This is a genomic window from Ruminococcus sp. OM06-36AC (assembly GCF_003438725.1).
GTDB classification, from domain to species: domain Bacteria; phylum Bacillota; class Clostridia; order Oscillospirales; family Ruminococcaceae; genus Ruminococcus_C; species Ruminococcus_C callidus.
Genome location: NZ_QSTT01000010.1, coordinates 1 through 22,645, shown reverse-complemented (window position 1 = coordinate 22,645; position 22,645 = coordinate 1). Strand labels below are relative to the sequence as shown.

The following is a 22,645-nucleotide window of genomic DNA, read 5'->3' as shown; positions in this document are numbered from 1 at the left end:
TTCCCTCCTTCTCTTTAAGAGTCTAATCCGAGGTTTTCACGCTTTCTGGTGATCTCCTCGTTGATGTCCCGATTGTACGACATCAGCGTATCACGGGGGTTCTCGTTATTGTTGACCACGTCACGGAATGCGTTCATCACGTTTCGGGTGACAGAGTATGATGCCGGAATGATCGGGATCTCTTCCAGTTCGTCCATGGCTCCCAGAATGGTGTCCGCCTCGTCCGTGGACCATGCCAGCTGGGTAAGTGCCTCGGTATTCGCCGTTGCGTACCGTCCCATTTGTCCCAGCAGTCCCTCGATCTGGGTACCGTATTCCACCTGTACTTCGGTGGAGCAGAACCACTTGAGGAACGTCCATGCATTGTCCATGCCGTTGGTCTTTTTGTCTACCTTATTGAAGATGACTGCACCGGTGTTGTTGGAGTTGACGGCGTGAGAAATGGTGCCGTCCTCCTGCAAAGTGCCCGGAATGGGAGCGAAGCCCCACAGCCCGTCGATTTCCGGAGCCGCCACTGCCAGCTGGTTGAAGAAGGTGCAGTAGTCGGAAACCACAATGGGATATTCTCCCGTCCGGAACCGGCTGAATGCATCATACTGCTGGTCGAAGTCGTACTTGGTATAGAAGTCTGTCCACATCTCGAATGCATCGATCGCCGCATTGGTGTCGAATGTGGTCTTTGTCTGTGCACTATTATAATAGTTCTGTCCACGCTGGAGCAGGAGCGAAGCAAAGGTCAGACCGGATTCGGTCGCCGCAGAAATGGTTGCCTGATTGGCATCTGCCGCTACCGCCGGCAGCACCAGACCGGCAGACATGTAACTCCGCTGGAGGGCGGGAAGCATATCGATCAGTTCCTCCCACGTCTGCGGTGCCTGCGTGAAGCCCAGTTCACTGAGCACGTCCTTACGGTAGAACATCATTGCCCAGCTGCGTGTCAGCGGCAGGCCGTAGGTGCCGCCCTCATACTGATAGGGCACCATTGCCGTATCCTGATACAGCCTGGTCATTTCGTCGTAGCCGTCCATCTGGGAAACGTCTGCCAGCAGTCCGCGGGCTGCCAGATTGACAGGAAATTCGCCGCCGAGGAACAGTGCCACGTCCGGCCCCTTGTCCGCCAGTGTGGCTTCTACGACACCGCCGACTACCAGATTGATCGAGATCGGCACGTTGTACTGCTGCTGGAATTCGGATTCCACCAGATCTTTGACCACCTGTGCCTGATCGCGTCCCAGCGAAACCCATACTTCAATGGCATCATCGCCGGTGGTGGAGGACAGCGAGCTGTAATCCTCGTCCCACGACGCGGTGAAACGCTGGAAACTATAGGAGAGTGCACTCCAGAAGCCTGCCTTGGCAGAGGGGAAGTCTGCGTCCGGAGAAGCCAGTTCCAGATAGTCCACTTCCAGCGGCTGGTCGCGGTAGTCCCGCATCCACGAGGACAGGGAAGTGATATAGTCCTTGATCTGGGACAGGTAATTCGGAATTTGCAGGGGTTCGCTGATGCACTTGTCCAGAATGACTGTCATCTGTTCCAGAGAAGCGGCTTCAGAACCCTTGGAGTTTGCCAGCGACTCGATATGTCCCTGAATGGCTTTCAGTTCGTCAGAGATCCGCTGGAATTCGTCCACCAGTTCCGGAATCTTTTCATGTACATAATAGTCGGTGTACTTGTCCGGCTCCGGACCAGTGATCATTACGATCTTTCGGTAATACGTATTCAGATCCAGCACGATCGCGTCCAGCTGCCGCATGGAGTCGCCGATCTCGCCGGGAATTACTTCCATGGTAATGGTGTGGTCTTCGCCGGCAGTGAGGTACACATACACGTCCTCGCCGTCGTCGTTCTGGACGGTAGTCATGCGGAAATCGGTGTCATAGTAAAATTTCACCTGATCGAATTCCTCGCTGGGAACCTTGCCGTCAATGTAGATGCGGCGGTTGGAGTAAAATCCACGCATTTCCTCCTGCCGTGCCTTGATACCCAGCTTGTACCAGCCGTCGCCGGCGAGGGTGCCTGCATCTACCTGCCATGTAATGGTCTGGAGTGCCTTTTCCCAGTTGCCGCTGCCGATGGTGTTATACAGCATGTGCTTCGGGTCGGAAGGGGAAATGGAACTGGAGGAATTGTCATAGGTCGGATACAGCACGGAATCCGATTTCAGCACGGCGTTTTCGCCCTCGATGCGAACCACACCAGAGGGCGTACTGTCCTTGGAAACGGACGCATTGACGCTGCTGACATAGGTGTCATAATCGGAAACTTCTTCCGGCTGTGCAAAGCGAATGGTTTCCAGTGCAAAATACGCCTTTTCGGAAGAAAGGGTGATCTCGTGCGTGCCCTTTTCCAGATAGAAGAACACCGGCTCATTGAACAGACCGTCGGAATCGCCCAGCCATGTGGTCTGCCACAATTCGATCTGTTCCTGTGCCGGGCGTACCTGATTGCCCACGTCATCGGTCTTGATCTCAGTCTTGTTCTGGTAGACCTTGTTCAGTTTCAGACGGGAAGCGGTGTCATAGGGCACCTCGCCGTCAATTGCCAGAGAAACGGAGATCTCCGAGGTATTGGAAACGATGGGGCAATAGGTCATCTGCACGGAATAGATGCCGGTTTCCGGCACGTTCATCTGGTAGCTGAAGCTGCCCTCCGCGTTGTTCCAGATCAGGGCATTGTTCCGAGATTCTCCGTTTTTGTCAGTATAGCTGCCTGCTTCATAGCTTTCGCAGTCTGCCTTTTGAAAATTCGCACCGGAAACGGCGATCTCCGCCGCCGGACGGGGCTGCTCCGCATACTGGTCGTAGTAATCGCTGTAGGTTTCCTGCTCCTCATAGGTGAGGTCGCCGCCGGTATCCGATACCGCCTTCTCCGCAGATGCCGCTGTGGTCTGCACCGTGTCGGTCTTTGCCGCAAATGCCGCCGTCGCAGGAAGTGCCGCCGCTGTCATCAGACAAGCCAGTACTGCGGCGGCTGCACGTTTGTGCCATTTGTAATTCGCCAAGGCTGTTCCACCCTTCTTTCTGTCCGCCGTGGCTTTTGGGGGACGGACGTATTTTTTCGGCAGCACCACACTTTGCATATAATGCCACCTTGACTATCTGTGCAAATCGGACAGACAGCCGTTTTTTCTGCTGATGACCGCATGATCAGCGGTGCACCACCGTGGGAATTCTACAAATTATACAGAAATCCCGCAAAACAGTTCTTAAATATTATAGCAATTTCCGGTGAAAATGTCAAGCTGGTGAAAATTGGGGCGATTTTTTTGACCGATTTGTGAAAATCGTCAAAAGCGGCGAAATTGCGTGGTTTTTTCGACATTTCGCCACAGATCCTGCATATGCCTGCAAACAGAAACAGAAATTTTTTTGTGACGGAATCCAGAACGCTCAAATTGTGCAAACAGTTTACAGGAAAATCGGGGTCGGCGGCGGGGAATCGGAGAACGCAAAAGCATGAGGCAATACCATTTCTGATATGCTTCGCCAAATGTTGTCAAGGCTAAGAAAACACCGCACAAAGCCGTCTGGCGGGCTTTATGCGGTGTTTCCTTAAAAGTCTGTTCTCTCTGCTGCAACGCAGTCATTCCGTAAACGTAACAGTGGCATCTACAACGGTCTTATCGCCGCTGATCAGGATCTGGTTCCGGCTGCTGTCATTCAGAGAGCCGGCGGCGTAAGAGTAACCAACATTATAGTCGCTGTTTTTGCCGTGGAGATTCAGCTGTACATCGCCGTAGTCCATGGCAATGGTGTTCTTGCCGTACAGGGCGGTATCAATGGTGCTGAAATCCCCGAATTCCAGATCAAAGCTGCTGTTCCAGAGGGTGCTGGTTTCGCAGTGCACATCACCGTCGAAAATGGTGAACGCACTGGACTGTGCCTGATCGGTTTCGGTAAACTTCTGCAATTTTAAGCTGCCGTAGTCCAGTTCCATTTCGCTGCTACCGCAGGACACGTCTGTCAGCCGCACATCACCGGCATCGTTTTTCACCTTACAGAGGTTTCCGATCTCTGTCTGCTTGACAGTGAGGTCACCGTAGTCCAGCTCCAGGGAAGCTGTGCCGCTGACAGTGCTGTCTGACAGCAACAGATCGCCGGCATCATTATCCGCAGTCAGGTTTGCCGCAGTGACATTTTTCACCTGACAATCGCCGTAGTCCAGATCGACAGACAGGGTGCTGACATGAATGCCGGAAATGGTACAGTCGCCGGCATGGTTGGCAATGGCAACGGCTCTGTATTCGGCGGGCAGGGTGACGGTGATCTTTGCGGCAGGGGCATGGAACGGGTGAAATCCGAAATGGGTATAGCTGTACCACGGTTCGGAATCGGAATTCAGCTGGATTTGCAGCGTGTCGTCTTCTACGGCAACATGGTAGCTGTTCTGCGGCACATTTTCAGCAGTAATGGAAAATTTGCTGCCATTTTGAACTGTCACGTCGGCGTTGTCAATGTCCATGAGCACAGAGGTAAATGTTTCCGAGGGTGTGTCGGTCTGGTCGATGAGGTGCAGGTTTTCCCGATAGCGGTTCTGATCCAGTGCTCCGGCACAAACCGCTGCACCACAGCAGATCGTTCCGGCACAAAGGCAGCTGACACCGGCAATGATCCAAGGTTTCATTTTCATTTTTTTAATTGCTCCTTTCAGTGGTCTGCAATGCCTGTTTCAGCTGGGCAAACTGTTCTGCCGGCAGCGTCAGCGTGACATCGGAATCGGAGGGAAACAAGGGCAGCCGCGAACGAACGGAAAGTGTGGTGCCCCGTTGTTTGGTGATACAGCGGTCTGTGGTTCGAATGGACGTGGATTTTCCGGAACGGATCGAAAGGTGTTCCAGCTGAATAGTTTCCACGGCTGCCGGTGCAGCGGTCTGAGATCTTGCCCACGGCGAAAAGGAACCCGTGGCACCCCAGCCCAGCAGCACCAGCCCATAGGCGGCAGCGACGACAAGAATTCGTTTTTTCACTGGGTTTCGTCCCCTTTCAGCACAAAGTGCAGCATTTTTTTCGTGGTAAATATGGTGAACCGGACAATGCCCTTGCACGCCAGCCAGATGGGATAGGCAACGAGAATGCCGACACCGCCGCTGCCCAGTCCGAAGCCCAGCAGCATCAGAGCGGTGGGAACGTCCTGAAATACAGTAATTACGAAGCTGAACAGTCCGCCCAGCAGAGCGGCTCCCAGCGAAACGGGAATGCATATCAGCACGATCAGGGCGGTGAGCAGCAGGCTGTACCATGTGACCAGCAACGGCAGCCAGATGTAAAAGGTGCATGCCAGAACGATCAGCTTTGCCGTGCGGTTCGAGTGTTTTATGACAGCGGGCTGGGGAGAAATGCCGTTCTCCCGCAGGATCTGCTGTGCCAGTGCTTCCGGCGTGCCCAGTGCGGCACGTTCTTCTTCGCTGGCATCTTCCAGAAATTCCAGATAATAGCGGATCGTTTCCTGCCGTTCCGCTGCCGGCATGAGAGAAAGTGCTCGTTCCAGACGGGCACAGTATACTTGTGGTGTCATAGGAATATCGCTCCTTTTTGATGATTGCTTTTTGGATCATGAGGGGTTGCCCTAGTTCTTCTCGTCCAGAAAGAAGTCTACCTGTTGTTTATAGTTGAGCCACTCTTTCCGGTACTGTTCCAGCAGTGCCCTGCCGGAAACTGTGATGCGGTAATACCGACGGTTTCGCCCTTGATAGGGGCGGTCATAGGTGGTAAGGCTGCCGTTCTTTTGCAGCCGCCGCAGCACCGGATACAGGGTGGATTCTGAAACGGCAAAGTGTTCCTGAATGTCCTTGGTGATCTGATAGCCGTAGGTGTCCTCCTTGGTCAGCAGAGCCAGCACCATTGCATCCAGCAGCGTTGCACCAATTGAAAATGCAGACAATGGTTTCACCTCCTCAAGGTGGGTTTTAGGCAATACCGCACAAAGATTGTGCGACAGATGCGTCGTCAAATTTTTTGTCAGATGAAACAAAAAGCGGAGTGAATACTTGATGTATTCACGAGCATTTTTGTGAAATATGACGGAAAATTTGCAAGCAGATGGCGTGCAAAGTCGCCAGACGCTCTTTGTGCGGTATTGCCTTTATTGCAGGAAAATTCGAAGAATTCCCAAAATAAGCAGATGAACAGGATAAAAAAGATAGAAAAACCATTTGGAAAATGTCCGGCATCGTGTTCCGCGTGCTCCATTATAGCACAACAAAATGCCGAGGGCAGATGTGCCAATTCCCGCCATACTTAAAAATGCATACAGCAGGTTTTCTTCTAAGGAGAAACGTCCCAATCCACCCAGTACATTCATTCCGCCAAACAGCAGTGCTGCAACGGCAAATGCAATGGCTTCTTTGGTGCGGTTCTTTCCTGCCCAGCGAAACAGCAGCGTGAAAATCGGTGCCAGCCATGCCCAGTCGCTGATGCTGCTTAGCAGGATCAGTGCCAAAACCGCAACGCCCTTTATCCAGCGATTGTTTCCGTGTTCCAGCACCCAAAGGATTCCAAAGCAAATACAGAGGGTAAACAACATGTTCAACCCGCAGAACTTCAGCGTATCTGTTTCAGAAAATGCCAAGTCATACGGCAGCTGGGAGATTCCCGCAAACAACAGCAAGCGGAAAAAGTAGTTTCGCTTCGAACGGGTGTAGCCATATCCCTCCACCAAAAAATAGACCATGGAAATCGCTGTGAAGTATCCCACTGCGGTGAACAGTTCACACAGCACCGTCCCAGCGGGCAGAAAAATTGTAGCGATGTGATTGAGCAGCATCGTCCCCATAGCAATGTATTTTAGGACGTTTTGGCTCCAGCCCGCATGTGATTTTGTGTCAGACTGATACATCAGATACCGCCTTCCTCTCTCTTTGTGGAATGTGCGTTTCTTTTTTTATTGCAATATTATACGTCGTATAATATTGATTACGCATATATTATAGCACGGTGAAACCTATCTGTCAAGCCAAAACATGGTAAAAACAGCTTCAAATGTAAACAATCATAAGACATCGTGTAAATTCGAGTTCATAGTTGCACGTCGGCGTGCAACTTTTGCCCTCTGAGAGCCTATTAGTGAGAGGGGTTGTCGGAAACGAACAGTTCCTGTCGCAGAAAACCGAAAGGAGAAATGGAAAAATATGTCAAACTCAACGGAATCCAAACGGCGTGCCCTGTTCTGCTGTCACTATGCCAGACTGGGCGATGTCGCAGAGGCGGCACGGTGTGCCGGATACCCACCGGAAACGGCTGCGGCAGACGGGGCGGCGATTCTCCGGCAGCAGTGTTATCGCCGCATGGTGGCGAACTACCGCAGTGTGCTCCACGATGATCCGGCGGCAGCGGTACGGGCAGGACTGGAACGGCTGGCGTTCGGCAGAAGCAATGATGCGATCGGGCTGCTGCTGGCAGAGGAACCGCCTGGGGCGGCAGCGGTACAGGCTCTGGATCTGTTTCCGGTGTCCTCTGTGAAGCGGGACAAAAACGGCGGCATGGAGATCCACTTCTTTGACCGGCTGAAAGCGTTGACGGCTCTGTATGAGTACGGCGGTGATGCAGACGGCAAGGCGGCGGCACATGCCCTGCTGACGGCACTTTCCGGCAGAGAGGCGGTGGACAGCGATGCAGAAGATTAAGAACTTTTCGCCCCAGCAGAAACTCGCCATGTCGTGGTGGAGCCGCAAGCCCTACTGCGACTATGATGCCATTATCTGTGACGGTGCAGTTCGTTCGGGAAAAACTCTCGCCATGTCTATCGGCTTTGTCAGCTGGGCGATGACCTGTTTCCAGAACGGCAGCTTTGCCCTGTGCGGCAAGACGATCACGTCCCTGAAGCGAAATGTCATGACACCGCTGCTGGAACTGCTGGGCAGTCTGGGGTTCACCTGTCTGGAACGGGTGAGCAGGAATTATGTGGACATTTCTCTTTCCGGCAGGACGAACCGGTTCTATCTCTTTGGCGGCAGGGACGAAAGTTCTGCGGCACTGATTCAGGGCATGACGCTCTGCGGGGTATTTCTGGACGAAGTGGCACTGATGCCCCGTTCCTTTGTGGAGCAGGCACTGGCACGGTGCAGTGTGACGGGGTCGCGGCTGTGGTTCAACTGCAACCCTGACCACCCGAACCACTGGTTCTATCGGGAGTGGATCCGCAAGACCAAGGAAAAACACGCCCTGTATCTCCACTTCACCATGGCGGACAACCCCTCTCTTTCCAAGCGTGTGCGGCAGCGGTACGAACGCATGTACAGCGGGGCATTTTATGACCGGTTTGTACTGGGCAAGTGGACGGCGGCAGACGGGCTGGTGTATCCCATGTTTACACCGGAACGCCATGTGGTACCGTCGGCTCCGCCCTGTGACCGCTACTGGATCTCCTGTGATTACGGCACAGTGAACCCGTCCTCTTTCGGGCTGTGGGGGCACTGTGACGGCACGTGGTACCGGCTGGAGGAATACTATTATGACGCAAGAGCCGAGGGCGAACGGCGAACCGATGAGGAACACTATGCCGCATTGGAACAGCTTGCCGCCGGATATGACATCGAAACTGTGGTGGTGGACCCTTCCGCAGCAAGCTTTATCGCTTGCATTCACAGCCACGGGAAATTTCGGGTGCTTCCGGCAGACAATGACGTGAACGCCGGCATTCAGCAGGTCAGCCGCCTGCTGTTGCAAGACAAGCTGCGGTTCTGCGAATCCTGTCGGGATATTCGGCGAGAGTTCAGCCAGTACTGCTGGAACGATTCCATTCACGGAGATGCTCCCAAAAAGGAGCATGACCACGCCATGGACGACATGCGTTATTTTGTACGCACAGTGGTCTGCCGGAATCCGGCAGACGGATTTTTTGCGGTATCCGCAGCAAGGAGGTGAGATGACGGGAAAAGCACCCTTTTCCCGTCAGAATGTATGGGATTATTTCCGAGGAAAAAGAAACCGCCTGTGGGCGGCGGCATTTTACAGACTGCGGCACGGCAGGAACAGCCTTATGCCGTTCCGGAAACGCCGAATCCCTGTGAAGCGGCACTGTACACCGGACTGCGTCGGGCGGTGCCGGTGATCGATGCCGCGATCGGAAAAATCGTCCGGCTCACCGGCAGTTTCCGGCTGGTGTGCGAGGACAGACACATGCAGCCGCAGCTGGACGATTTTGTACAGAACGTGCCGGTGGGGCTGACCGGACAGTCCCTGCAAAGTTTTGCGGACTGTTATCTGGACAGCCTGTTGACCTACGGCAATGCTCTGGGGGAAATGCTGATCGACAACCGCACCGGCTTTCTGGGCGGCTTACAGACAGTCCCCGCAGAGTTGGTACAGATTCGCTCCGGCAGTCAGCCGCTGGAACGGCAGTACTGGCTTCGCGGGGAGCAGGAATCGGACATGGTGCGGATCGCAAGACCGGAACGCATCCTGTTCACGGCACTGAATCCCCCTGCCGGCGGTGTTTATGGAGTATCGGTATTGCGTGGACTGCCGGCATTGAGCCGGATTCTGCTGCGGATCTTTGAGTGTATCGGGCAGAATTACGACCGCATGGGCAACGTCCGCTATGCTGTTACCTATAAGCCCTCTGCCGATCCGGCCGAACGGGCCTATGCCGGCGAACGGGCAAGACAGATCGCCAGGGAGTGGAGCGAGGGCATGCGTGCCGGCACACAGGGCGAGATTCGGGATTTTATCTGTGCCGGCGATGTGGACATTCGGGTCATCGGGGCGGACAATGCCCTGCTGGATACGGAAGTGCCGGTGCGGCAGCTGTTGGAACAGCTGATCGCCAAGCTGTCCATTCCGCCGTTTCTGCTGGGGCTGAACTGGACTTCTACCGAACGCATGAGCAGCCAGCAGGCGGATATTCTGACTTCTGAACTGGAATATTACCGCCGCCTGCTGGAGCCGGTGCTCCGCCGTGTGGGGATCGCATTCCTGCGACTGGCGGGGTCTGCGGCCGGCGTTTCGGTGGAGTGGAGCAACATCAATCTACAGGACGAAACCGAGTATGCACAGGCACGGCTGTGGAACGCACAGGCGGCACAGCTGGAACAACAGTTGGAGAATTGCTGAGGAGGGATTCGAAAAATGGTACAAAATCAGATCCGCTCGCTGTTTTTGCTGTTTGCCGGCGAGGAGGAACTGCCTGACGCGGTACAGCCCGTGCTGGACGAAGCGATTCTGGAAGTGCAGCAGGCTCTGAAGGACGGAGCAGACGAGGACGATGCCCGTCTGAACTGGCTGGCGGCAGCGGTGGCGTTTCTCCGGTACACGGAGATCACCGCCGCCAGAGATCGGGCAGCCTGCACCTTTGCCGGAACGATCGCACAGAACACAGACGCTGCCCAGAAGCTGGAGTTTGCCGGCTTGCTGGTACAGGCATACCGCCGGCTGTGCCGGTCGCTGCTGGAAGATGAAACGTTTTTGTTTCAGACGGTGTAGGGGTTCTTCGTGAAGTGTACTTTCTGGGGCAGCCGTGTCGAAACCGTTCGGCGGAATTCGCTCGTTCCTCGCTGTCCGCCTTGGGCTTGCCGTCATAGAGGGAGGAGAACTGTCGTTAGGCGGTGGTGGGGTTCTTCGTGAAGTGTACTTTCTGGGGCAGCCGTGTCGAAACCGTCCGGCGGAGTTCGCTCGTTCCTCGCTGTCCGCCTTGGGCTTGCTGTCATAGAGGGAGGGAAACTGTCGTTAGGCGGTGGTGGGGTTCCTCCGTGAAGTGTACTTTCTGGGGCAGTCGTGTCGAAACCGTTCGGCGGAGTTCGCTCGTTCCTCGCTGTCCGCCTTGGGCTTGCCGTCACAGAGGGAGGAGAACTGTCGTTAGGCGGTGGTGGGGTTCCTCCGTGAAGTGTACTTTCTGGGGCAGTTGTGTCGAAACCGTTCGGCGGAATTCGCTCGTTCCTCGCTGTCCGCCTTGGGCTTGCCAACGCCGATTGTTGCCCTTGCCTGTATCGGTAATGTTGGTATTCAGGTGTTTTCTAGTGTAAATGGGTGACTTTTATTTTTACGGCGTTTGCAAGTTTGTATTGCTAGGCTCCCCTTTAGGGCACCCGAAGGGCGTGCCTTGTGCTGAGCTGGCAAGCCGTAGGCTTGACTGAGAGGTTACCCGCTACAGCAGCCAACCCATTTCACAAGGAGTTACGCTTCTTTTTTTCTTTACTGAAAAGAAAAAAGAAGCAAAAAAAGAAAAGAACTCGCGTTACACTTGTACTGTACGGCAATGCATCACACGAAGATTACACGGAGAATCTTCCACTGATGTAAAATCTTTTGTTTGATGTTAAGAGTTACGTAGGAACCTCTCCACCGCCTAACGGCGGTCCCCCTCCCCTTTCAGGGGAGGCTTTTTCCCTTGTGAATTTTCATCAACAAAAATCTCAGGGTCAGCGGCGGCTTGCTATCCTTGAGCAAGTCTGCCGCCGCAAAGAGAAAGGAATAGAAATGCTGCTGGAATTACTATTGGAACGGCTGAAAGCCGCACTACGGGTAAAGGGCAACTGGGCGGTTTATGCCGCGTATGATCCCGCACCCTTTGCCAAACGAGAGGAATCTTTCCTCACCGTGGGAATCACTGCACTGGAAACGGAGCAGGCGTTTTCCGACGAAACTTACTGGTATTTTCCATTTTCCGCCGCTGCTCAAGTGCGGCTGCTGACGGCTCCGGAAACGGATGCACAAGTGCTGTATGACCGCTATTGGCAGACGGTGGTTTCCGGTATGCTGTCCGCCGGCTGCACAGTGCAGAAGATTCGCACCGGAGCACCGACGGAGTGGAAACAGTTCCGGAAAATTGCACTGGAGGGCAGCTTTACCCTCTCCGGTGTCTTTCAAATTGCCAAAGAGGAGGTGCTTGCACCATGAGTGGAACATTTCAGGTGGTTTCCCCGCGGGAGTTTCCCGTTCGTCTGGGCGATCTCACCTTTTATGCTGCCGGCTGGAAGCTTTCCGGTACCAGACAGTACGCCCAGCAGGGCGGCGTACAGGGAGCAGGCTATGTGACCAATACCAGCTGCCGTGCCAGACAGTTGGTGCTGGACGGCAAATTCTGCTTCGCAGACAGCCCCGCAGAGGTGGTTCTGGCGTTGGATTCCGCCATACGGGAACGGACACTGTTCGCCTTTAATCTGCGGGATCTGCGGTTTTTCGGCACCAGTTTGGCAGCGTATACGATTTCGGAAACGGCGGCACAGGGCGTGCTGCCCTGTCAGCTGACGCTGATCGCTCCCAACGCCCTGAGCCGTGTGACGGCGGAAACGGAAGGAGGCAGCACATGATACAGGTGGTGTTAATTGCCAGAACCGGAAAGGCGTATCTTGCAAACGGCATTGCCGCCTTTACGCTGGACAAGGAAGCCTACACGCCCTACAGCCAGCTGACGGCGACGGTGTACGGGAATTTCAGCATACAGCAGTTCGCCGGCATCTATCGGGTACAGCTGCTGCTGGACGGCATGGAACTGCACTTCGGGACAGTGGAAAAGTTCCGGCTGGTGCAGGAAAACGGCACCTCCTATGTGCGGTTTTCCTCCCGCGGGCTGACGGCACTGCTGCTGCAAAATCAGCTGGAGCCGGGGCTGCACACTGCTATGTCGCTGGACAAGCTGATGCAGGATTTCGTGACATTTCCCAAGGAGATCACGTGGGAATCTGACACGGATACCAGCAACTATCTCTTTGTCAAAGAGGGCACCAGCATGTGGGACGGCGTGGCAAACCTGACCTATAAGCTTTGCGGGCGGTATCCCTTTGTGTACCATGCCAACGAAATTCGCATGCACCTGCCGGAAACATACCGGAATTTTTATGTGGGTGCAGACACACTGCTGGACATGGGCATGACGGCAGACCAGTCCCGCATTTACAGCCGGTTTTCCATGGCAGATGCCGACGGCACCTATGGAAAATTTCAGGAGAACGACCCCAACGCCGCAGCACTGGAACTGGTGCGGACAAAACAGCTGCCGCTGGATCGGCAGTATCTCTACGACCCGCAGCAGGCTCTGGTGTTTCGGCGGAAATTTGCCGGACGGGGATTGGTTTCCTACTATTTCGACCGCATCGGAGCAGTGGCAGCAGATCTGGGCGACCGGATCACCTGCTCCGGCATTATTGAAAACGCTCCCATTACCCATATCCGCATGACCGGCAATCAGAACGGTGTGCGGACGAGGCTGGAAGCGTATCAGGACGAGTTTTATCCGGCATAAACGGGAATTTCCGGCAGAAACTGCCGGTTTCCATATAATAAAAACACGTGCCGCAGCAAGCGGCAGAAAGGGAAGGAATTTTATGTATCAGGATCTGAAACTGGAAAAGGGCATGTATCACATCACTGGCAAGAGCTTTTCGGAGGTACTGGAGGGCATGGACCCGTCTGGTGCGTATGCCGAAACACCCCTTGCCGGACTGGACGCGTATGAGCGTCAGCTGAAGCGTTTTGACATTCACGTCAGCGGTTCCCACTGTGACCGCGTAGAGAAGTTCTTCTCCACCACAGACAGTGCGGTGCTGTTTCCGGAGTTTATCCGCCGTGCCATTCGCAGCGGCATGGAACAGTCTGTGCTGTCTGATCTGGTGGCAGTGCACACCATTTCTCCCGCCGGAGAGTATCAGCCGGCAGTGCTGACGGACACTACCGCCTATACCACCAAGACCACACAGGGCAATGCCCTGCCCACTGCCTCCTATCTGGAAGCAGCAAACACCGTGCGACTGGACAAGTACGGCCGTTCCATTCACGCTTCCTATGAGGCAGTCCGCCGCCAGCGTCTGGACGCATTCAGTGCGATCCTCCGTGCCGTGGGCGTGCGTCTGTCCAACGGGCTGCTGGGACAGAGCATTTTGTGCATGAAGGAAACCAATGGTTCCCTGATCGACGTTGTCACAGACGGCAAGCTGACTTATGCCGATCTGGCGAAGCTGTACGGCGAATTCCGCAACTTCGACATGACCAAGGTGCTGGCGGCTCCGGCGGTGGCTGCGGAAATCATGGCAATGGAGCAGATGCAGGATATGGCTTCTGCACAGCCCAATACCATTCTGCTGCCCTTTGGTGCCCAGCTGCAAAAGTGTGCCGGCATGTCCGCAGATTACATCGTGGGACTGGACAACCGCTTTGCACTGGAGATGATCACCACAGACGATGTGCTGCTGGAAACAGACAAGCTGATCGACAGCCAGCTGGACGTGATCACGGTTTCGATTCGTGCAGCGTTCCGCGTAATGCTGAGTGAAGCAGTACATGTGCTGAGCCTGTAAGTTTGTGGAAGCATTGTGCAAAAAGTCCGCCTGACGGCTCTGCACACAAGCTGACAGTACGTTTTCCACACAGCAGTGTGGGAAATAGGCTGCCGCATAAAAAATAGTTTTCCACACTGCTGTGTGGAAAACTAAGGGAACCGCTGTACGGGTGGGAGAAGTTTTTTCGCGGGAGGGTTTTCCACAGTGTGGAAAACAGTGCAGCAGAACAGGAGGAATAGATCTATGGAAAATCAGGAACAGAATCCGTCCGGCACGGAACTGGAAGCCAAGCTGGAACAGCTGAACCGCTTTACGCGGCGTACCCTCACCCAGGAGGAGGTATTCCTCTTTGATGTGCGGCTCTGTGACAATGAAATCGATCGGGACGGGGAACGCTTTTCGCTGGAGGCTCTGGAGCAGCTGAAAGCTTTGTTTGTGGGGAAAACCGGCATTTTTGACCACGATCCCAAGGGAGAAAATCAGACTGCACGAATCTATGCTGCGGAACTGGTACAGGAGCCGGAGCGTGTGACCTCTGCCGGCGAAGTGTACACATTTCTGAAAGGGCATGCCTACATGGTACGCACCGATGCCAATCGGGATCTGATTCGGGAAATTGACGGCGGCATCAAGAAGGAAGTGAGCATTTCCTGTGCTGCCGTATCGCAGACCTGCTCGGTCTGCGGCAGTGACCGCCGGAAGAATCCTTGTGCCCACCGCGTGGGGCAGCTGTACGGAGAGAAACGCTGTCATGTGGTGCTGTCTGATGTGACAGATGCCTATGAGTGGAGTTTTGTGGCAGTGCCGGCACAGCGGGAGGCAGGGGTGACCAAGCAGTTCGGCATGGAAACCGACGGCGAACGCCGCTGCAAACAGCTGGAACAGCAGCTGCAAAACCGGAACGCTCTGCTGAACCGCGTGGAGAACAGCCTGCGGCAGGAAATTGTGCGGCTGCGGTTTCTGGTGGAGGGCAGTGCGGCACAAGATGCGGTTTCTGCTGCGGTGGAACGCATGTCGCTGGAGGAACTGCTGGGGTTTCAGGAAACGCTCCGCACCAAGCAAAAGCATCTCTGTCAGGCACAGCTGCGGACACCGGAGCCGCAGGAACAGAACGGGGCGTTTCGAATGGGATAAGACGGCAAAACCGAAAAAAACACCGGTCTGCCCCTTGACAAACCGGAGAAAAATGCGTATAATAAAAATAGAAAGAGCATACCGGTAGACGGTTGCTCCCACGATAGTTGTTAAGAAATAACTGCCTATTTGCGAGAGGGGCGGTTATTTCTTTTTATGATCGTCATGGAAAATGTGATACAACAACGTTGTAAATGTAACCAAGAACGTCAGAAATGCGAAAAGCTCTGACCAAGTTACGTAATGTTCCATAGCATCACCTCCCATCGTATGCAGATACGTGGGAGCAGGAAACGAAACCGTCCACCGTTTTCGGTATGCCCTAGGGCTTTATTATAGCATATCCTGTCGAATTTTGTCAAGACAGCAAAACCGAAAAAAAACGCCGGTCTGCCCCTTGACAAACCGGAGAAAAATGCGTATAATAAAAATAGAAAGAGCATACCGGCAGACGGTTGCTCCCACATTGTAGAGAGAAAATAGTCGTCACTACTTGCAGGAAGGGCGGCTATTTCTTTTTATGATCGTCATGGAAAATGTGATACAACAGCGTTGTAAATGTAACCAGGAACGTCAGAAATGCAAAAAGCTCTGACCAAGTTACGTAATGTTCCATAGCATCACCTCCCATCGTATGCAGATACGTGGGAGCAGGAAACGAAACCGTCCACCGTTTTCGGTATGCCCTAGAGTTTCATTATAGCATAGTCTGCCGAATGTTGTCAAGACAGCAAAACCGAAAAAACGCCGGTCTGCCCCTTGACAAACCGGAGAAAAATGCGTATAATAAAATTAGAAAGAGCATACCGGTAGACGGTTGCTCCCACGTGTAAGAAGTCAAAGATTTAACCGCTTAAGTTGGTAGCTGGAGCGGTTATTTCTTTTTATGATCGTCATGGAAAATTGCGTATAGCAAAGATGCAAAAGCAATCAAAAGTGTCAAGAGAGCTAAGAGCTTTGACCAAGTCACATAATGTTCCATAGTATCACCTCCCAACGTACAAAATTGTACATGGGAGCAGGAAACGAAACCGTCCACCGTTTTCGGTATGCCCTAGGGTTTCATTATAGCATAGTCTGTCGAATTTTGTCAAGAAAAATCAAACACACCAACAAAAAAGCGGTATACCTTTCCGGTACACCGCTTTTCTTATTGACTACAGGCACATGCCTGTGCATATTTTAGGAATGTGTCGAATAGTTCGGAGCTTCCTTGGTGATCTGAATATCATGCGGGTGGCTCTCCAGCAGACCGGCGTTGGTGATCTGTACGAACTTTGCCTTTTCGTGGAGCAGCTCAATAGTCTTGCAGCCGCAATAACCCATACCGGAGCGAATACCGCCTACCAGCTGGAACACGGAATCGGCAACACTGCCCTTGTACGGCACACGACCTTCTACGCCCTCCGGCACCAGCTTCTTGGCACCCTCCTGGAAGTATCTGTCCTTGGAACCATTTGCCATAGCAGCCAGACTGCCCATGCCGCGGTATACCTTGAAGGAACGTCCCTGATAGATCTCGGTTTCTCCCGGAGATTCCTCACAGCCAGCCAGCAGTGAGCCCAGCATAACGACATTTGCACCGGCAGCCAGAGCCTTTACAATGTCGCCGGAGTACTTGATACCGCCGTCTGCGATGACCGGAATGTTGTGCTTCTTTGCCACCTGAGCCACGTCATAGACTGCGGTGATCTGCGGCACGCCGATGCCGGCAACGATACGGGTGGTACAAATGGAGCCAGGTCCGATGCCGACCTTGACAGCGTCTGCACCGGCTTCGATCAGAGCCTCTGCTGCTTCTGCGGTAGCGATGTTTCCGGCGATGACCGGTACATGCGGAAATGCTTCCTTGACCTTTTTCAGGGTAGTCATGATGTTCTTGCTGTGACCGTGTGCAGAGTCCAGAACCAGCACGTCTACCTGTGCATCTACCAGAGCGTGAGCACGTTCCAGAACATTTGCGGTGATGCCGATCGCAGCACCGCAGAGCAGGCGACCCTTTTCGTCGCGGGCAGAGTTCGGGAACTGTACTGCCTTTTCAATATCCTTAATGGTGATCAGACCCTTGAGGTAGCCTTCTTCGTCCACCAGCGGCAGCTTTTCGATCTTGTGCTTGCGGAGAATCGCCTGTGCTTCTTCCATAGTCGTGCCTACCGGAGCCGTGATCAGGTGATCCTTGGTCATTACTTCCGAGATCGGGCCGTTATAGTCGGACAGGAACCGCATGTCACGGTTGGTGATGATGCCCACCAGCTTGCCCACATTGTCTACGATCGGCACGCCGGAGATCTTGTACTTGCCCATCAGAGCATTGGCATCAGATACCAGATGATTTTCCGTCAGGGAGAACGGATTGACGATAACGCCGTTTTCCGAACGCTTTACCTTATCCACCTCGTCTGCCTGCTGTTCGATGCTCATGTTCTTGTGAATGATACCGATGCCGCCTTCACGGGCAATGGCAATTGCCATTCTGGCTTCGGTGACGGTGTCCATTGCCGCAGTCATGATCGGGTTGTTGAGCCAGACATTGCCGGCAAGTCTTGTCCGCAGTTCGATCATGTTCGGTGTTACGTCCGATTCTGCCGGAATCAACAGCACGTCGTCGAATGTCAGTCCCTGTTTTCCAAACTTTTCACACAGTTCCATTGAATGACCTCCTCAATCTTCCGAAGATCAGTTCTGCAAAGGTCTGCCGCTAAAAATACAGAGTGGTGCGTGCCTTCCGCAAAGCTGTCTTTTCGTTTTGTGGTTCTGACGCGTGGCATCAGAATTCCAGAGAACCTGTCCGCAGGATAGACAGACAGGTTCGTCAATAGGTTATTGTATTTATGATACTCTTTTTTTGTCGCTTTGTCAAGGCTTTGGGGGAATCTTCGGGGAATTTAACATGTTTGCTAAAATTCTGCCTTATTTTCTCCAGCAGCTGTCAGAGCAGCACGCAGCAGTGTTCCCGACAGACGGACAGGACGGAAACGGGTATATTTTGCGGGGAAATGGAGTGCTGTGTCCGTTTCTTTTTGTGAAGCTGCATACATCGAAATGCCCTCTCCACCAGCTTCGCTTGTCCCTCTCTCCGCAGGACGTGCCTTGTGCTGAGCTGGCAGTGCGTAGCACTGACTGAGGGGTTTCCATTTATGCCGAAAACGTCATAAAAAGACTTTACGAAAAAACCTCTCCACCGCCTGACGGCGGTCCCCCTCCCCTTTCAGGGGAGGCTATCATGAAAATTGATTTCCGTGAATCCGCCCTGTTCCCCGTCGAAATCGCCAAAAATTTTTCTACATTCTGCTTTTCTTTAAGAATTCTTTAAGCAAACGCCTTTATACTGGATAACAACAGGAAGACAGGCTGCGAAAACCTGTCAACAGCTTCTCGCATTCCAATTCCCGCCTTGCGGCAGACGCCGCTGTTCCGAGGGCAGGGGAAAATAAGGAAACACTGAATAAAGCTTGTGCGTAAGATGCGTAGTCAGATTTTTCGGCAGATTGCACAGAAATTCCGCAGGCAGACTTGGTGTCTGGCAAGGGATTTCTGGGCAATATGACGGAAAATCTGCAAGCAGATTGCGTGCAAAGCCGTCAGGCGGGCTTTATGCAGTGTTTCCATAGCTCCGCAACAGACTGCATCAAAGGAGAAGTGAATGATATGAAGAAACAACCCCACCGCTATATGCGGAAAACAGCAGCAGGCATGGTTGCTCTGTCCATGCTCTGTGCCGCAGCAATTCCCTGCGTACTGGCTATGCCGGCAGGAGCCGCAAGTGCCTCCGGTGATCTGAACGGGGACGGCTCTGTCACTGCCGCAGACGCTGCCATTTTGCAGACTGCTCTGCTGGGCAGTTCCAAGCTGACTGCCCAGCAGTATGCCAACGCCGATGTCACCGGTGACGGTGCTGTCAACGGTCTGGACTTGTCCCGCCTGCGGCAGATGATCGCCACTGTACCGGTCAGCGATGCCATTGCCATTCATCTGAGCGACAGCGGCATTACCGTAGAGGGCGACACCAAGGGTGTCACTGCTGTTTCCGGAAAAACCGTGACCATTTCCGCCTCCGGCAACTATACCGTAGACGGTGCCATTACAGAAGGACAGATTCTGGTCAATGTGGCAGATCCCACTGCGGATCCTGATGCGGTTTCCCTGTACTTGCAGGGCGTGACCATGACATCTTCCACCGGTGCTCCCTGCATTCTGGGACAGAGTGCAGGGAAGCTGAAGCTGACCTGCTCCGGCATCAACACCCTGACTGACACGGCGGCAGCTGTCAACGCCGACACCAGCGGTGTCATCTACGGCGACTGTGACGTTACCGTCACCAAGAACAGCACCGGCACCCTGAACATCACCAGCAGCATGAACACGGCGATCCGTTCCAAGGACGACATCAAGCTGAACGGCGGCGACATCAGCATCAACACAGATGTCGATGCCACTTCTGATGCCGATGCCATTCGGGCAAATAATACACTGGAAATAGACGGTGCTTCGGTGACCGTGACTTCTTCCGCAGACGGTCTGAAATCCTCCAAGGAGGACGTTTCCATTCTGTCCGGCAAAGTCGGCATCAAGGCAGGCAATGATGCCGTGCAGGCTGCCACAGCCCTGAACATCTCCGGCGGTACGGTGACCGCCAGCGGTGACCGCGGCTTTACGCTGGACGAAAACGGCGTACTTGCCATTACCGGCGGCGATGTGCTGGCAACGGCGACGGACTACGCATTCGGCATGGATTCTGCCGGTACAGCTGTGACTGTGGACACTTCCGGCTGCACGCAGGGCGTGGTACAGCTGGACTATGCGGCAGAGTGGAAAAAGAGCAATGCTGTGACTCTGAAAAAGGGCAGCAGCACTGTCTTTGAAATGACACCGAACAAGAAGTACACCTATGTGCTGGCAAGCAGCGGCAGCCTTTCCGGTTCGGACAGCTACACTCTATACACCGGCGGCACCCAGATGACACACGACGGTTCCGATAACGGCACCTTTGCCATGACCGGCACCCTCACCAAGTTCACCGGCGTACAGGAACTCGCCGGCGGCAGCGTGACACCGACGGACGACACTGTGGCAACGGCTCTGGTCTACAGCGGCAGCAGCGTCACGGCGACCAACGCTTCCGGCAGTGTCGTTTCCAACCCCTCGAACCTGACGATCTCCGGAGCCAATGTAACGGTTACCGCTTCCGGCGAACTCTCTGTCAGCGGTGAAAGCACCAGCGGACAGCTTGCCGTCAACGTGGATAAGACCGCGGAACCGGAGGGCAAAGTGGTGCTGAATCTGGAGGGACTGACCTTGTCCAACGACAGCGTTGCTCCGATCTATGTGGAGGCGATCAGTGACGAAGTGCAGATCTCTGCCAAGAACGGCACGACCAATACCATTTCTGACGGCACGTCCCACACGGACACCTATGTGGACAGCGACGGCAACACCAATCCTGTCAACGGGGCGATCTTCTCCCGCGACGACCTGAAGCTGAAGGGCAAGGGCACGCTGATCGTCAACGGCAACACCGAGGACGGCATCGTCTGCAAGAACGACCTGAAGATCTGGAACGGCAGCATTACCGTCAACGCCGCAGATGACGGCATTCGCGGCAACGACTCCGTCCGCATCGGCGACCCTGATGCCACCGATTACAGCACTCTGTCTGTGACGGTGAACACCAACAACGGCAGCACCGGCGGCGACGGCATCAAGAGCAACTCCACCGAAACGGATAAGGGCTATATCACCATCAACGGCGGTACAGTCAACATCAATTCTTATGCAGACGGCATTCAGGCAGAGCAGACCTTCACCATGAACGGCGGCGACCTGAATATTACCACATATCAGGGCTCTGACTTTTCCGGCAATGCTTCCGGCGGCTGGGGCGGCGGCATGGGCGGTGACGGCAACTCCGGCAAGACTGACATCAGTGCCAAGGGCATCAAGGCAATCGGGCTGTATGATGAGGCCGGCACCACATGGCAAAGCGGCGGCGACCTGATCGTCAACGGCGGTACGATCACCATTGACTCCTCCGATGACAGCCTGCACTGCGGCGGCGATATGCAGTTGCTGGGCGGCAGCATGACCCTTGCCACTGCAGACGACGGTGTACACAGTGACCACGCTCTGATTATCGGCAGCACCGGCGGCGATGATGACACTCCCTATGTGAACATCACCAAGTCCTATGAGGGCATTGAGGGTGTGGATATTACCCAGAACAGCGGTACTGTTATGGTAACCTCCAGCGACGACGGCTACAATGCCGCAGGCGGTTCCGACAGCAGCGGCAACAATAACAACGGCGGCTGGGGACAAGGCGGCTGGGGCGGCCCCGGCGGCGGAAACTCCAGTAACGGCAGTCAGACCATGACCTTTAACGGCGGTTATACCTATGTTAATGCAGCCGGCGACGGGCTGGACTCCAACGGCAACATTTCCTTCAACGGCGGCTATGTCTTTGTTTCCCAGACCGGCGGCGGAAACGGCCCGCTGGACTGCGGCGACAGCAATAACTCGATCACCTATTCCGGCGGCACCGTCATTGCAGCCGGCAGCAGTGATATGTTCGAAACACCCAGCAGCTATTCTTTCCTGTCCCAGACTTCTGTTTCTGCCGGACAGACCATTACCTTTACAGATGCCAGCGGCAACGTGCTTGCCACATTTACCCTGCCCAATGGCTCTGCGGAAATGGTAATGTCCAGCAAGGAATCCAGTGTGACCTGCTATACCGGCGGCACGCTCTCCGGCACGACATATTTCGCAAGTCAGGACGACACAGACCGCTGCGGCTACGGCGGAACCATTAGCGGTGGTACGGCCGTTTCTGCAAGTTCCGGCGGCAACGGCGGCTGGGGCGGCGGCGGAAACAACCGCCCGTTCTAAGGCAATACCGCAAAACAGTTTCCGGAGCGTGTTCGCATAAACGCTCTGTATTTCCTCTCTTGAAATAGTGCCTGTAGAAGCAGGAATGCCCATTCCCCCTCAGGGCAGCATTCACTGCTGCCGCAGTAAAAAAGCGGAGATCCGGTTTTCATCGGATCTCCGCTTTTTGTGTTTATTGGGTGTGCCTTACGTAACATGGTCAGAACTCTCTGCGTTTCTGACGTTCCTGGTTACATTTACAACGCTGTTGTATCATATTTTCCATGACGATAATAAAAAGAAGTAACCGCCTGACTCTCACATAAGGCGGTTACTTTTTAATCACCAACATGGGAGCAACCGTCTACCGGTATGCTCTTTCTCTTTTTATTATACGCATTTTTCTCCGGTTTGTCAAGAGGCAGACCGGCGTTTTT

19 protein-coding genes are annotated in these 22,645 nt (G+C 54.1%); 11 read left to right on the top strand and 8 right to left on the bottom strand.

Annotated features, from left to right (window positions below; genetic code table 11):
• Positions 1 to 14 precede the first annotated feature (14 nt).
• The 7 genes from DXB92_RS08160 to DXB92_RS08130 all read right to left on the bottom strand — a co-directional run bounded on the left by DXB92_RS08160 (position 15) and on the right by DXB92_RS08130 (position 6,835).
• Complete coding sequence (locus DXB92_RS08160; protein ID WP_021683491.1) at positions 15 to 3,080, bottom strand: extracellular solute-binding protein; 3,066 nt, start codon at positions 3,078 to 3,080, stop codon at positions 15 to 17.
• A 207-nt stretch (positions 3,081 to 3,287) separates the two neighbouring features.
• Positions 3,288 to 3,578 carry a hypothetical protein gene (locus DXB92_RS13970; RefSeq protein WP_147330037.1) on the bottom strand — a complete coding sequence of 97 codons (291 nt, stop codon included), beginning with the start codon at positions 3,576 to 3,578 and terminating at the stop codon, positions 3,288 to 3,290.
• A 5-nt stretch (positions 3,579 to 3,583) separates the two neighbouring features.
• Positions 3,584 to 4,630, bottom strand: coding sequence for a DUF4097 family beta strand repeat-containing protein (locus tag DXB92_RS08150; RefSeq protein WP_117733485.1), 1,047 nt, complete (start codon positions 4,628 to 4,630; stop codon positions 3,584 to 3,586).
• Positions 4,631 to 4,634: 4 nt separating this feature from the next.
• Positions 4,635 to 4,967 (bottom strand): hypothetical protein, encoded by a 333-nt coding sequence (locus DXB92_RS08145; RefSeq protein WP_117733484.1) that lies wholly within the window; start codon positions 4,965 to 4,967, stop codon positions 4,635 to 4,637.
• On the bottom strand, positions 4,964 to 5,515 hold the full coding sequence (locus DXB92_RS08140; protein WP_117733483.1) for a DUF1700 domain-containing protein: 552 nt from the start codon (positions 5,513 to 5,515) through the stop codon (positions 4,964 to 4,966). The genes DXB92_RS08145 and DXB92_RS08140 overlap by 4 nt, the downstream gene beginning before the upstream one ends.
• Positions 5,516 to 5,566: 51 nt before the next feature.
• Entirely contained in the window at positions 5,567 to 5,842 is a 276-nt protein-coding gene (locus DXB92_RS08135; RefSeq protein WP_051343876.1) for a PadR family transcriptional regulator, read from the bottom strand.
• 240 nt (positions 5,843 to 6,082) lie between these two features.
• Positions 6,083 to 6,835 carry a TraX family protein gene (locus DXB92_RS08130; protein ID WP_021683499.1) on the bottom strand — a complete coding sequence of 251 codons (753 nt, stop codon included), beginning with the start codon at positions 6,833 to 6,835 and terminating at the stop codon, positions 6,083 to 6,085.
• A gap of 292 nt (positions 6,836 to 7,127) precedes the next feature.
• Between DXB92_RS08130 and DXB92_RS08125 the strand changes: the two genes are divergently transcribed.
• From DXB92_RS08125 to DXB92_RS08085, 9 genes are all read left to right on the top strand, one after another.
• Positions 7,128 to 7,622: a hypothetical protein gene (locus DXB92_RS08125; protein WP_021683500.1), complete on the top strand. Its 495-nt coding sequence runs from the start codon at positions 7,128 to 7,130 to the stop codon at positions 7,620 to 7,622.
• Complete coding sequence (locus tag DXB92_RS08120; protein WP_021683501.1) at positions 7,609 to 8,862, top strand: PBSX family phage terminase large subunit; 1,254 nt, start codon at positions 7,609 to 7,611, stop codon at positions 8,860 to 8,862. The genes DXB92_RS08125 and DXB92_RS08120 overlap by 14 nt, the downstream gene beginning before the upstream one ends.
• A gap of 69 nt (positions 8,863 to 8,931) precedes the next feature.
• Positions 8,932 to 10,050 carry a phage portal protein gene (locus DXB92_RS08115; RefSeq protein WP_242986627.1) on the top strand — a complete coding sequence of 373 codons (1,119 nt, stop codon included), beginning with the start codon at positions 8,932 to 8,934 and terminating at the stop codon, positions 10,048 to 10,050.
• 15 nt (positions 10,051 to 10,065) lie between these two features.
• A complete protein-coding gene (locus DXB92_RS08110) occupies positions 10,066 to 10,419 on the top strand; it encodes a hypothetical protein (RefSeq protein WP_117733481.1) in 354 nt (117 codons plus the stop codon).
• A gap of 993 nt (positions 10,420 to 11,412) precedes the next feature.
• Complete coding sequence (locus tag DXB92_RS08105; protein ID WP_117733480.1) at positions 11,413 to 11,832, top strand: hypothetical protein; 420 nt, start codon at positions 11,413 to 11,415, stop codon at positions 11,830 to 11,832.
• Positions 11,829 to 12,245: a hypothetical protein gene (locus tag DXB92_RS08100; protein ID WP_117733479.1), complete on the top strand. Its 417-nt coding sequence runs from the start codon at positions 11,829 to 11,831 to the stop codon at positions 12,243 to 12,245. The genes DXB92_RS08105 and DXB92_RS08100 overlap by 4 nt, the downstream gene beginning before the upstream one ends.
• Positions 12,242 to 13,177: a hypothetical protein gene (locus DXB92_RS08095; RefSeq protein WP_117733478.1), complete on the top strand. Its 936-nt coding sequence runs from the start codon at positions 12,242 to 12,244 to the stop codon at positions 13,175 to 13,177. The genes DXB92_RS08100 and DXB92_RS08095 overlap by 4 nt, the downstream gene beginning before the upstream one ends.
• 82 nt (positions 13,178 to 13,259) lie before the next feature.
• Positions 13,260 to 14,228, top strand: a complete 969-nt coding sequence (locus DXB92_RS08090) for a hypothetical protein (RefSeq protein WP_021682697.1) — start codon at positions 13,260 to 13,262, stop codon at positions 14,226 to 14,228.
• Between the two features lie 225 nt (positions 14,229 to 14,453).
• Positions 14,454 to 15,344, top strand: coding sequence for a hypothetical protein (locus tag DXB92_RS08085; RefSeq protein WP_117733477.1), 891 nt, complete (start codon positions 14,454 to 14,456; stop codon positions 15,342 to 15,344).
• Positions 15,345 to 16,526: 1,182 nt separating this feature from the next.
• Here the strand turns inward: DXB92_RS08085 and guaB are convergent.
• A complete protein-coding gene (gene guaB, locus DXB92_RS08080) occupies positions 16,527 to 17,993 on the bottom strand; it encodes an IMP dehydrogenase (protein WP_021680876.1) in 1,467 nt (488 codons plus the stop codon).
• Positions 17,994 to 18,234: 241 nt separating this feature from the next.
• Between guaB and DXB92_RS13355 the strand changes: the two genes are divergently transcribed.
• Together DXB92_RS13355 and DXB92_RS08075 are read left to right on the top strand one after the other, a co-directional pair.
• Complete coding sequence (locus DXB92_RS13355; protein WP_147330036.1) at positions 18,235 to 18,468, top strand: hypothetical protein; 234 nt, start codon at positions 18,235 to 18,237, stop codon at positions 18,466 to 18,468.
• 524 nt (positions 18,469 to 18,992) lie between these two features.
• Positions 18,993 to 22,229 carry a carbohydrate-binding domain-containing protein gene (locus DXB92_RS08075; RefSeq protein ID WP_181976977.1) on the top strand — a complete coding sequence of 1,079 codons (3,237 nt, stop codon included), beginning with the start codon at positions 18,993 to 18,995 and terminating at the stop codon, positions 22,227 to 22,229.
• Positions 22,230 to 22,645: the final 416 nt, after the last annotated feature.